This is a genomic window from Verrucomicrobiota bacterium, from assembly GCA_016871535.1.
Lineage (GTDB): Bacteria > Verrucomicrobiota > Verrucomicrobiia > Limisphaerales > SIBE01 > VHCZ01.
Genome location: VHCZ01000035.1, coordinates 23,731 through 36,091, shown reverse-complemented (window position 1 = coordinate 36,091; position 12,361 = coordinate 23,731). Strand labels below are relative to the sequence as shown.

The following is a 12,361-nucleotide window of genomic DNA, read 5'->3' as shown; positions in this document are numbered from 1 at the left end:
GAAGCCAGGCGAATCGCGACTGACCGACACTTGTAATCCCGCGACCGCAGCAGTCGAACTTGTCTTCGCAGTCAGAACCGCTTATGATGATTCAAAGCCGAACACTGACATGCCGGAAGCGCCTGCTTGGAGCGCAAACGCGAGTGGCTGTGATTCGCCCCAAACTCCCGCCGCCGGCGCGCGCCAATCACACGAAAGGACCCTATGAACACAAAGTTCGAGCAATGCCAGCAGTGGGTGGAAACACATCGGGACGTGCTCCTTGATTGCGTCCGGGTTTATCTCGGCGTCGGGCTCTTCATCAAAGGCCTCTACTTCTTGATGCACCCGGAATTGTTCGCCCAATTCACGAACGCCGCGGCAAACAGTTGGCTGGTCCCGATGGCGCGGGCGGTTCCTTACGTCCATATGCTGGGCGGACTGCTGCTGGCGCTGGGAGTGCTCACCTGGCTGGGCGCGCTGATCCAACTCCCCGTCCTCATCGGCGCCGTGTTCTTCGTCAATATGCCGCACATGATCGACACCGAAGGCCGGGAAGCCGTCGAGTTTTCCGCGCTGGTGTTGTTTCTGGTGTGTTTGATCTTCCTCCGGAGTTTCCTCCCGGGGGCGAATCCGCTGTCCATCCTGCAACTGCGCAAAGGCCAGAGCGCTCCCGCTGCCGGCGGGACCAAGACTTCGGTCGGCCCCGATGATCTTTTCGTGGATTTGATCCGCATTTGAATCAGCGTGCAGTTGACTCGCTCCCTGCGCGATTCAATTTGTGTTCGCGTCTCGGCTTTGTTATAGGCGGGCCCGTTCAGCGAACTTGTGACCGCCATGCCCACGCAACCCTGTCCCCGCGGTGCGCAACCCGCTCGATCATCTCTAACCGTTTTAACGCTTTAACGCCCCCGATGGATTCCGATCCTCCCCATCAAAGCCCAAACGGGAATCAGCCGCACCTGCTCCGGCAGTTCGGTTTGCTTCAGGCCACGGCGCTGAATATGTCCAACATGATCGGGATCGGGCCGTTCATCACGATCCCGGCGCTCATGTCCGCGCTGAACGGGCCGCAAGCGATGCTCGGCTGGCTGGTCGCCATGATGATCACGATTCCGGATGCGTTGGTCTGGGGCGAACTCGGAGCGGCGATGCCTGGATCGGGCGGCACGTATGTCTATTTGCGCGACGGATTTGGACGGGAAACGTTCGGCCGGCTGATGGCTTTTCTGTTCGTCTGGCAATTCATCCTGAGCGGGCCGCTCGAAATTGCGTCCGGCTTCATCGGGTTGGCCCAGTATCTCAAATATCTCTGGCCTGGACTGACGGTCCGCGAGACCCAACTCATCATCGTGGGCGTCGGGATTCTGACGATCGCGCTGCTCTACCGTCAAATCACGGCCATCGGCCGGATCACGGTCAGTTTGTGGATTGGCATGTTGTTGACCACGCTGGCGGTGATTGTCACGGGCGCGCTGCATTTCGATCCGAAGCTGGCTTTTGATTTTCCGCCAGGCAGTTTTCAATTCTCACTGGGCTTCCTGCTCGGTTTGGGCGCAGCGACGCGCGTCGGCGTGTACGACTACCTTGGTTACTACGACGTCTGCTACATTGGCGAAGAAGTCCGCGATCCGGGGAAAGTCATCCCGCGTTCGATCCTGATCAGCATCGTGTGCGTCGCGCTGATTTACATCGGGATCAATCTTTCGATCATCGGCGTGGTGCCGTGGCGGGAGTTTGTGCCTGCAACTGACCCGCCGCCGCCCGTGGTGTCGCTTTTCATGGAAAAGATCTATGGCGCGAAAGTGGCGACGGTGTTTACGGTGATGGTGCTGTGGACAGCGTTCGCCTCGGTCTTCGCGTTGTTGCTCGGTTACTCGCGAATCCCGTATGCCGCAGCCAGGGACGGTTGTTTCTTCAAGGTGTTCGGCCGCCTGCATCCGAAGAAGAATTTCCCGCACGTCTCGCTGGTGACGATCGGGATTATTTCCATCGCGTGCAGTTTTCTGCCGCTGATGACGGTGATCGACGCGCTCCTGATCACGCGCATTCTGGTGCAATTCATCGGGCAGATTTTTGCGGTGATGTTGCTGCGGAAACGAGCGCCGCAAATGGAGCGTCCGTATCGCATCTGGCTTTATCCATTGCCGCCGCTGATCGCGCTGGCCGGATGGTCTTTTCTCTTCGCGACGGCGGACGTGAGGCTAAAGAACTACGGCGCGGCCATCCTGGCGGCGGGCATTGTGATCTTTCTGATCTGGAGCCGCCTGACGCGACGCTGGCCTTTTGGCGAGAAAACAGCCCTCTAACGAACAGCGTGTTTCGAAAATGGGTGGAACGGGCTACCAGCCCGTTTTCGGCGGCAACTTGCCGCCGAAAGGAAACGCGAACGCATGCCAACACACGCGAATAGGGATCGGCTTCCGCTGCGCCGGTGTGCTCACGCTACGGCCTCTAATTGCTATCTGCAGTCCTAGGCTAGGCTAGACCTGGCCGACCGCCTGAGAACCGTAGCGTAGATTTTCAATCTGCTGTATCGCCGATTTCCAATCGGCAGGGCGCCGGCAAGTCCCAGCGTGCTCGGACTGGGAGACGCCCCGCAGAATACAATTCTGCGATACGGCAGAGTGCAACTCTGCGCTACGAGCTTTGTCGTCCATCCCGCGGACCAAGCAGTATACGGAGCGCGGCTGCGGGGAGTAGAAGGGCCCAGCCGCAGCCTGTGGGCAATTCAAGGCGCTGCGGCTGGTCTTCGACACAGTCCGCGCTCCGAAAATCAGAATCGCTGGTGTCCGAGCGGCTTGCGTTCAGCGCCGCGTTTTCTTACCAATACCACGCGCATGAAACTCCATCTCCTCGCCCTCACTGTCTTTGCCGCCGCATCGCTCCTGGCCGACGGACCCGGCGACAATCTCCCCGACAAAGTCCGGCGCGTCCCGCCTCCAGGGATTCCAATCGATCAAGCCGACCGCGGAGAATTGGAAGCCAAAGTGGCCGAGTTCGGAAAAGAGATCGAATCCCTCCGGGGCGCGCTCAAAGCCAAAGCGGCGCTGCTCGATTTGCTCCCGGACGTGGAGATCTATCACAAAGCGGTCCGTTATGCGCTGGCTTACGACGAGTTTTACAGGACCAACGAGGTCCAGGTCGCGCGCAGTTTGTTTCAGCAAGGCATGGAACGAGCCGCCGCGCTGCGCGACGGGCGCGCGCCCTGGGCGACAGCCACAGGCCTGGTCGTTCGCGCGTACGTGTCGAAGATCGATGGCTCGGTGCAGCCATACGGGCTGGTCGTTCCTGCGTCCTATCAATTCAACCCGCCGCGTCCGCATCGGCTCGACGCCTGGTTTCACGGGCGCGGCGAAAACCTGACGGAGCTGAGCTTCATCAATGACCGCCAGCGCTCGCCCGGGGAATTCACGCCGCCGAACGCCTTCGTGCTTCACCTTTATGGCCGGTACTGCAACGCGAACAAATTCGCGGGCGAGATCGACTTGTTCGAAGCGCTGGAGCATGTTCGCAGACACTATCCCATCGACGAGAATCGGCTTGTGGTGCGCGGTTTTTCCATGGGCGGAGCGGCTTGCTGGCAATTCGCGGTTCACTACGCGAGCCGATGGGCCGCGGCGGCGCCCGGCGCCGGCTTCTCCGAGACCGCGGACTTTCTGCGCGTGTTCCAGAACGAACCTGTCAAACCCGCGTGGTACGAGCAGAAGCTCTGGCACTGGTACGATTGCACGGATTACGCAGTGAATCTTTTCAACTGCCCGACCGTCGCCTACAGCGGCGAGATCGACCGCCAGAAACAAGCGGCCGACATGATGGCCAAAGCGCTTGCCGCCGAAGGCATGGAACTCACCCACATCATTGGGCCGCAAACGGCTCACCGTTATCACCCGCAAGCCAAAGAAGAAATCAACCGCCGCATCGACAGCATCGTGGCGCGCGGACGAAACCCGTTGCCGAAGAAAGTCCGGTTCACCACCTGGACGCTGCGTTACAATCAGATGTTCTGGGTCACGGTCGAAGGTCTGGAGGAACACTGGGAACCCGCCCGCGTCGAGGCGGAAATCTCGGACGAAAACACCGTGGTCGTGAAAACGGCCAATGTCTCGGATCTCACTCTGGCGATGCCGCCCGGCCTTTGTCCGCTCGACAACACGCGCAAGCCGCGCGTCGTTCTGGATGGGCGCACGCTCGAAGCGGCGCCGGTGCCCTCCGACAAATCCTGGACCGCTCATTTTCAAAAGGCCGGAGCTGTCTGGTCGGCAACACCGTCCGTTGACCAGATCACTCTCCGCAAACGCCACGGCCTGCAAGGGCCGATTGACGATGCGTTCCTCGACAGCTTCCTCATGGTCCGTCCCTCCGGAAAGCCTCTGAACGAAAAAGTTGGGAAGTGGGCCGAAGCCGAGCAAGCGCACGCCATCGATCATTGGCGCCGCCAGTTCCGCGGCGACGCGCGTGTGAAGGCGGACACGGAGGTGACGGCTGAAGATATTGCGAACCACAACCTGGTTCTCTGGGGCGACCCGCAAAGCAACGCGCTGCTGGCGAAGATTGCCGTCAGCCTGCCGATTCGCTGGGATGCGGAGGGCGTGCGCGTTGGCGCGTTCACGTATGTTGCGGATCAGCACGTGCTGCTCGCGGTTTATCCCAACCCGCTCAATCCTCGGCGGTACGTGGTCTTGAACAGCGGGTTCACGTTTCGGGAGTATGATTACCTGAACAACGCGCGCCAGGTGCCGAAGCTGCCGGACTACGCGATCATTGATACCAGCGTGCCGGTCTCGTCGCGAGCACCCGGCGGAATCGCGGCCGCGGGATTCTTCGGAGAACAGTGGGAATTGAAGCAAGCGCAACGGTAGGGGAACGCGCCTGTGCCCCACTAACGCAGTGCATGGTTTCTCCCCGGAATTGGCGCGCGCTCGCGGTTGTCCTTTGCGCGGCTGTGGCCATCGTTTTGGCGATCTCGGCCCGAACGGGGAATGTCCTTACTGTGCCGACCGTGGGATTGACGACAGATCGACCGGAGAACCGTAGCGCAGATTTTCAATCTGCGGTATCGCCGATTTCCAATCGGCAGGGCGCCGGCAAGTCCCAGCGTGCTCGGACTGGGAGACGCCCCGCAGAATACAATTCTGCGATACGGCAGAGTGCAACTCTGCGCTACGAGCTTTGTCGTCCATCCCGCGGACCAAGCAGTAAGCTTCCGGACGGAACCACGTTGAGATTCATCCAAACCGAGTTCAATAAACCTATGACCTTCCCGGGAAAAACCCGATCTGAGAAATTGCTCGCGCGGTTCCTTCCGCCAACGAGCTCTGCGGGCGTCACCGTGATTGCCATGACCGAATATGTCGGGAGAATCGTGGATGAAGGCGGTACCGAACATGGCGAAGACCGGTTACAGGGCTTTCCCCAGGAAGCCAATCTCGCTTACGGGGTTTCTTCGATCCCCATCGCACCGGAATATGGAAACAGGCTCAGATTGAGGATTTACCAGGAAGACGCGAAAACCAATCGCGTCAGGCTCGGAGAGTTCCCGATCCGGAATCCGCTGGCGAACGGACCGGCCAAATAAAGCCGTTCGATTGTGTTTCGTCACGCTCTGTGGCCACGTCACGCACCCAGTTCACCGCGCTCTTCGCGCCGAGGTTTCCCGGAACGGATTGGATTTCCTGCCCAGGCCAGCCACGGCGAGCCGGCGCGGCAAGCACAAGGGCGCCATGAAAACATAAAGCCATCCGAGCGCGAGATGCACCGCCCACGCCAGGGCCAGTTGGATCAGGTTCAGTTGTTGAAAGCTGTAAGCCAGGATAGCGGCGCCCATCAACAACGCGCCCGACATGAGTGACGCCACCGCCAATCGCCACGCGCCGAACACGCTGACGTGCCGGTCCGAATAAAACGCGATCAACTGGACCGGCAAGGCATACACCGCGCCCAGGATTCCCCAGAACAGGAAAAGCCCCGAGGCCACGCCTACAGCCAGGCCCGCCGCGACGACCGGGCGCCAGGCGCCCCACCACGCCTCCAGGTCGCGCCGATTCAGCGGCACCGCCCACGTGGTCGGATACGGGATGCCCACGTAGCCCAGCAGAGAGCGGACACGAAACTCGGTTCGTCCCAGCTCGAATTGCAGATCCGACGCGAATCCCAGTTCACCCGTGCCCGCGCGGTCCACCACGATGGAGAGGAATTTGCCTTCGGCTAACTTCACGGGCGTTGGCCCGGTCCACTGGAGTTCGCCTGCGCGGATGGCGCTCGGTTCGGGCAGTTGCGCGATGGCCCGACGGAGCGCGGGTTCCCAGGCCATGTAAAACAGCCCAACGACGCTCCCCGCGACCAGCACCGCCAGGGCGAAGGCCGCAATAAACAACCGCGTGAACGATCCATGCGCGAACGCCGCGACGCCGCCGAAGGTCAGAGGCTGCCAGGGCGAACTGTGCGATTTCGTGTCAACGTCCATCTTCAAACTGAAGTCCCGTTTCGGCACCATAAAGGCTCGGGGCCGGTTTGGCGAGACAGGGAGTTTCAGGGAGGTAGTTCGGTGTTCAAAGTTCAAAGGGAAGGAAGCGTCGGAAGCGTCAGGACGCGTTCCACTGCGTCCCTGGAATTGCTCTTTCGCTCTTTCGATAGCGGAGCAAGGTCAGGGACGGAGTGGAATCCGTCCCAAACGAGGGATGGATTGGGCCATGCTCACAGCCCATGAAAACGGTACGGTAGGGCGAGTCCGTCCCGGCGAGCCGCTCGACGCGCTTGAAACACGTCCGACTCGGCTCGCTGGGGACAGGCTCGCCCTACCGCCGCAGCTTCGACAGAAATCCGGCTGCGCGGCAGCGCAGCCCTACCAGGCACGGCTTGCCTCAGCCTTGCGGTTTGGTTTCGGGAGGAGCTGGCGCTGGCGCGGGAGGTTGCACCACCATGATCGGGACTGGATAGCGAAGTTTCATCACATCGTCCACCAGCACCTCCAGGAAATAAACGCCGCTATGCTCGAACTTCACCTGGCCGAACACGGTGACGTTTGTCGCGTGATGACTCGCGTCCTGAAGCGCGAACTTCACCTGGCTCTGGCGCAGCACGGTGGTCTGATCCGAGCCGATCAACCGCACGCTCTCGGCGAATGCGCCCACGCCCGCGGTCCAGCGATTGAAGACACAAAGCTTCAGCGCGGTGACCGGAACTTGCGGCACCTGAATGTAGCCGAGGATCCCGATCAAAATGAAATTCCCGTTGATCTCCTGGCGGACTTCTTCACACAAAAGGGAGCACTGCAAATCCGGCAAAATTCGACTCGGCGTCATAAACGATGTTCAAACTCATCAGTCCCACTGAACGCGGGCCATACTGAGGCTCTCGCTGTCCTCCTGGCCAGAAAAAACGGCTGCCCATGGCGGGGGAGCGCACGCGCCTCGCGTGCCCGTGGTCGGCGCCCTCGCTGATCACACTGCTGCGGTCGAAGCAACCAGTGTGAGTGACGGGCCGACGTGTCCTTTCCGACCGGCGAGGCGCCGGTCGGGACACGCGCGGGCGCGTGTGCTCCCCATTCCCAACAGCATACGCATTCGCGAATGTTCAATCCCGTCTGCGCAACTCCGCCAACATCCGCTTGGCTTCTTCGATCACTTGCTCGTCTGCGCCAGGCGCAAACGGACTGCTCTGAACTTCGTAGCCGCCTTCCGGATAGGCCGACCGGATGGGCAGGTAACCGGCGGCGCCGTTGCAGTGCGTCAGGATGATCGTGCGCGGAAACGGCGAAGCCGCTTTGATCGCTTGCCCGATTTCGGTGAAGATTTCGCCCCCCAGCCCGACAAAGGCGACGTCCCCAACGCACGCCGCCGTCAGCACCAGCGGCGTCGTCAGGCCCGTCGAACTGGATTGGGCTTCGCCACGAGCCTTGCCGGGCAGTGACACAGTTTTGATCGAGGTGCGGATCTCCGCGTTTGTGACCGAATTCTGAATTCCTTTCAGCACATGCACGACTTCTTCGCCAAGGAGCGTGCCAAGCAGGACCGGCTCCGGAACCCAGCTATTGGTGGTGTTGAATTCAGGCAAGACGCGATACCAGGGATCGATGTTTCCCGAAGCGCCGGCAAAAGGCGGCGCGATCACCCCGGCGCCGAGATGCTTTTCGATAAACTGGGCCGCCAGTCCGTGGACATCGCCGCTGACCAGAAAATTTCTTGGCCCCAGCAACGTGCTGTGCGTGGCGTAGGCAAAGAGCGCGCCGATCAACTCATTGCGATCCGCGCTCGCGAGCTTCAACACCTGCACCTCGCGGTCGATTGGAAGATGGGGATTACGGCCCAAAACGATTCGCGGGTTGCCGGCGTTGTCGCGGACGACTTCCCGGCGATTCACGCCCACGGGTGATGCGCCACTGCCGACGCCCAGTTGCACGGAGGCCATGCGATCCATCGCTTCGCGCGCGATCTTCACGAGTTTGCTCTGAAGCGTGCGCGTGTATTCGACGTTGTTGGCGTGGCCCTTCGCCGCGTCCAGGGTCGGAGTCGGCGCGCTGTGAGTGTGAATGGCGCAGAGAAACAAATCGGAAGGTTGAAGCCGGCACTCGTTCAGGATGGCCCGGCGCAGCGGTTCGGCGGTGCCGTTGTAGAAGCCAAGAATATCGAGCGAGATCAACACAAGTCGTTTGCCGTCTTTCTCGAAAGCCATCGCGCGCGCGGAAAGCGGGTCGTGGATGCCGCGGGAAAGGTTCGTGCGGCTCGCGTAACCGGCGAGCATGACGGGTTTGTCGGGCGTGATGTCAACCCGGGCAGTACCGGCGCGAAGCCCTGCGGCGACGGCTGGGAACAAAGCTGCCGAGAACAAGAAAGCGATGGATGAAAGACAAACGGCGAAGTATCGGGGCGGGTTCATGCAGCAAGAATAGCAGGGGCAGTCGCCTTGGCAAAGAGCGGTTTCCCTTTAGTCCCCAAACCCGGAACGATTCAGATCGGATGGGGAGCGCACGCGCCCTCGCGTGCGGGAGTCGGCGCCTTCGCCGACTCCATTCAATCGAACTGAACCATCCCACTCAGTCCCATGGTTTCAACGACGATCCGACTGGCGAGGCGCCAGTCGGAACACGCGAAGGCGCGTGTTCTCCCCGGTTCCAAATGATGCCGCTCACCAACGGAAAAACCGGTAAGGATCGTCCCATTCTTCGGGTTGATCCAGGTAAAGCCCGTCCAGCCAGCGCTTCTCTGGCTGTGCCGCGTCAAGTGGCCGATGAAAGCGTTCCAGCAACGGCGTGGAACTGGCGACACCCAGGTTCGCCAACAAACGCGCGACCAGAAACGAAGCGCGCCGGTGCGTTCGTTTGAGGTTGGATTGTTGGGCGTCCTCGAATTGCCAGGGCGCCATCTGGCAGAAGACAACGTTCGCGCCCTCGGCTTCGGCGAGGACACCGTTGCCAATGATCTTCGCTCCCGAGGACACAAGCGGCAACTCGCGCGGGTCGCGGTTATGAACATCGGCCGGGCCAACTCCCACTAACGGAGAACCCCAGCCTGGCGGCTCGAAATAGGCCGCGATATGTTCGGCGTTCTTGAGTCGAACTTTGGATGGCAACAGCGCGGCGGCCTCTTCTTGTCCCAGCCCAATCGCCAGCATGTGGCCGCCGGAGTTCAGCCATTTGCCAAGACCTGCACTCCGGCCGCTCAGGTCGCCTCCTCCGCCTGGCCCCACGACGAGCACTTGATCGGAAGAGAGACTCTCGTTGTCGAATGAAGCGACGGAAAAGCCCGCGGCTTCGAGATGAAGTTTTCCTGCCGCTTCTCCCGCGTAAATCGCGTTCCGCCGCGCGGGCGGTTTCCAGGCCATCACGTAGCGAAGCAGATTCTGCACGAGCATTTCGGCTGCCGGTTCGCTTTCGGTGCGCCCGGTCACATCCAACTGGCAAAACAAAACCATTCTCCGGCCCTCGCGGTATTCCAGAAGCGGGCTGTATTGGAGATTGTAGCCGCCGTCGAGGATCGGCAGGAAATCGCCGCGCGCAGGCTTCTCAATGAGCACGGAAGCGACATTGCCGCGATTGCCGCAACGCCACACGCGCGTGACCGGGATGTCGCACCATCGCACGGTTGGACCGTAACGCGGACGCATTTCATATTTGAGTTGCGATGAAAGAAGGGTGGCCTCGCCGCGCCAGTCATGCAGGCGCTCGACGTTCAGGCCGGCCAGAAGCGGGTGATCAGGCACGCGGGGAAAGACCTGGCGCAAACCGTACTCTTCCACGCGGAATCCGAGGCGCTTCTCCAGGGCTTCAGAAGTTTGCTCAAACACGACAACCTTCAGGCCTTCTCGCACGCGGCTGATGTCGGGAGCAGCTTCGCGAAGAGTCAGCGCGGACTTGCCGACGATCAGAAGGTCGTAGGCCGACAAATCCGCGCTCGCGTCCACGACCTGGCATTGAACGCCCAGGCTTTTCAGGAGCGCGGCGGTTTCGCCTTTGGGATCGAACAAGGCGACTCGCTGTTCCGTGCTCTTATCCTGTTCCTTTCGGACCTGCACTCGGCCCATGAATCCGGTAGGGCGAGTCCGTCCCGGCGAGCCGCTCGACGCGCTTGGAACACGTCCGTCTCGGCTCGCTGGGGACAGGCTCGCCCTACCGTCCGGTTCCGGGGAAGGCGGTGGAAGCGGACGCCTCAGCACTTCGATGAAAAACCGGTCCTGCTGAACCTCGCCGGTGCTGAATCGCACGTTCGCGCTCAGTTCGCATCGCCCCGGAGGCAGTGCTGCCGGCAATTCCAAGCGCAGCGCAAGGCGCTCCTGTTGTCCCGTCCCCACCGTAATCTTTCGGGTTCCTTTCACGGCCTTCGGCAGGCCAAAGGTCCATTCGCATTCAGCCGTCACCGTTTCGCGCGAATTGTTGATGACGATGATTTGTTTCTCCACGGTTTCGCCGGGGAAGAAATTGTGATCCTTGCTCGTGAAGCCCGCGGGCTTGCCGGCGATGTAAGCGAGCAGCGGCTGGTTGTTGCGCAGCAAAGCCTGTGCGGCCGGCGTGGTGATAAACGATGCGGCCCGGATCGAACCGCTTCACGATGGCTTCGGCGCGCAGCGCCTGTTTCGCGTTCCGCAAGGCCCAGGCGTCGCGGTCTTCGCGCATGCCGTCGATCAAGTCCGGATTCATGTCCTCGCTGTAGCCGGTGGCGTTGTGGCTCATGGAGTACATCACCACGGACGGATGATTCTGCGCGGCACGCACGAAAAACTCGGCGTGGCGCGCGTAACCGTTGGTTCGATCGGCGTCGGGCGATGGCCAGTCGTAATGGCTGAAGTGCGGTTGGGAAAATCCCACGAGCATTCCCACGTCATCCGCCGCCCGCAGGACTTCCGTGAAACTCAAGTGCGAACCCGGTTCACAGCCGTAGTTGTGCGTGTAAACGTAATTGATTCCAAAACTTTTGAGCCGCTCCAGGCTCTCGCGGGCGGCGCCATAGTTCGCGAGCGCAGCGCCGATCTGCGCATTGTCGAACGGAACCGCCGAAAGAAAAATGCGCGTGCCGTTGAGAAAGAAATCGCGGCCTTCGATCCAGAATTCACGGAAGCCAAAGCGCACGGGCGACTGCGTGTCCAGAATGCGGCCCGCGTCATTCCGCAGCGCGACTTCCAGATCGTACGTGTGTTGGGGCGTATGGACGTCCCAGAGTTGTTCGGGCATCCATTTCTCAGTCGTGCCGATCCGGCCGTTGTTCAGTTCGCTCGCCTGGAAGATCCGACTGCTGAATTCTCGGACGACACGGCCCTCCTTGAGGACGCGCGCGCGAAACGCGTAACGCGCGTCTGCAGCCAAACCTTCGAGCGTCGCTTCAACCGCCAGCTCTTGCTTGCGCACGGACGTGTCCACCTTCAAGTCGGTAATGCGCGGCCCGGACGGCGCACTGACCAGCCATACGTCCCCGCATAGCCCTCGTCGCGCGACCGAACCTTTCACTTCGCGCGCCGAAGCGCTGTCGGTGTAGGACAGCATGACGCCTTTGAGCGGCAGCGCCACGACCAGCAAACTGAGCCGTTGCACGCGACCCGGCGTGCAGACTGAACTGAGATCCAGTTCGCCGCCTGGAAATCGGACTTCGCCGACGGGTTGGTCATCCACGAGAACGGCCGCCAGTGAATTCAAGTATTCGATCTGGAGCGCGACTCGGCGTCCGGCCCAATCGCCGGGCACGGTAAACTCGCGTTGGTACCACGCGGAGGTGACGCTGCGGAGCGGCCGCTCTTTCCAGTTCGGATGCGCGAAGACGGTTTGGCTGTCTTTCTGCATGTAATCCGTAATTCCCGGCCAGGAGCCTGGGACTTTGAAGTAGCCCCAATTTTCAGCAGGCACTTTCTGTGACTGGGCGGCAGCGGGCTGCCAGAGCCATAGACCATTGAGACA

Annotated in this window: 8 protein-coding genes; 4 read left to right on the top strand and 4 right to left on the bottom strand. The window is 61.1% G+C overall.

Annotated elements, in window-relative coordinates:
• Positions 1–204 precede the first annotated feature (204 nt).
• The 4 genes from FJ398_07160 to FJ398_07145 all read left to right on the top strand — a co-directional run bounded on the left by FJ398_07160 (position 205) and on the right by FJ398_07145 (position 5,557).
• Positions 205–720 (top strand): DoxX family membrane protein, encoded by a 516-nt coding sequence (locus FJ398_07160; protein ID MBM3837731.1) that lies wholly within the window; start codon positions 205–207, stop codon positions 718–720.
• 173 nt (positions 721–893) lie between these two features.
• A complete protein-coding gene (locus tag FJ398_07155) occupies positions 894–2,288 on the top strand; it encodes an APC family permease (protein ID MBM3837730.1) in 1,395 nt (464 codons plus the stop codon).
• A 531-nt stretch (positions 2,289–2,819) separates the two neighbouring features.
• The gene (locus FJ398_07150; protein MBM3837729.1) at positions 2,820–4,841 is read left to right on the top strand and encodes a hypothetical protein; all 2,022 of its coding nucleotides are present in this window, start codon (positions 2,820–2,822) and stop codon (positions 4,839–4,841) included.
• A gap of 392 nt (positions 4,842–5,233) precedes the next feature.
• Complete coding sequence (locus FJ398_07145) at positions 5,234–5,557, top strand: hypothetical protein (protein ID MBM3837728.1); 324 nt, start codon at positions 5,234–5,236, stop codon at positions 5,555–5,557.
• Positions 5,558–5,608: 51 nt separating this feature from the next.
• Here the strand turns inward: FJ398_07145 and FJ398_07140 are convergent, their stop codons facing one another.
• From FJ398_07140 to FJ398_07125, 4 genes are all read right to left on the bottom strand, one after another.
• A complete protein-coding gene (locus FJ398_07140) occupies positions 5,609–6,451 on the bottom strand; it encodes a hypothetical protein (protein MBM3837727.1) in 843 nt (280 codons plus the stop codon).
• 391 nt (positions 6,452–6,842) lie between these two features.
• On the bottom strand, positions 6,843–7,283 hold the full coding sequence (locus FJ398_07135) for a hypothetical protein (GenBank protein ID MBM3837726.1): 441 nt from the start codon (positions 7,281–7,283) through the stop codon (positions 6,843–6,845).
• 271 nt (positions 7,284–7,554) lie between these two features.
• Positions 7,555–8,856 (bottom strand): hypothetical protein, encoded by a 1,302-nt coding sequence (locus FJ398_07130; protein MBM3837725.1) that lies wholly within the window; start codon positions 8,854–8,856, stop codon positions 7,555–7,557.
• Between the two features lie 249 nt (positions 8,857–9,105).
• Complete coding sequence (locus FJ398_07125) at positions 9,106–10,968, bottom strand: hypothetical protein (GenBank protein ID MBM3837724.1); 1,863 nt, start codon at positions 10,966–10,968, stop codon at positions 9,106–9,108.
• Positions 10,969–12,361: the final 1,393 nt, after the last annotated feature.

Bases quoted from the DNA above. Each gene is read 5' to 3' on its own strand.
- FJ398_07160 (MBM3837731.1), top strand. From the start codon at position 205: ATGAACACAAAGTTCGAGCAATGCCAGCAGTGGGTGGAAACACATCGG.
- FJ398_07155 (MBM3837730.1), top strand. From the start codon at position 894: ATGGATTCCGATCCTCCCCATCAAAGCCCAAACGGGAATCAGCCGCAC.
- FJ398_07150 (MBM3837729.1), top strand. From the start codon at position 2,820: ATGAAACTCCATCTCCTCGCCCTCACTGTCTTTGCCGCCGCATCGCTC.
- FJ398_07145 (MBM3837728.1), top strand. From the start codon at position 5,234: ATGACCTTCCCGGGAAAAACCCGATCTGAGAAATTGCTCGCGCGGTTC.
- FJ398_07135 (MBM3837726.1), bottom strand. From the start codon at position 7,283: ATGACGCCGAGTCGAATTTTGCCGGATTTGCAGTGCTCCCTTTTGTGT.
- FJ398_07130 (MBM3837725.1), bottom strand. From the start codon at position 8,856: ATGAACCCGCCCCGATACTTCGCCGTTTGTCTTTCATCCATCGCTTTC.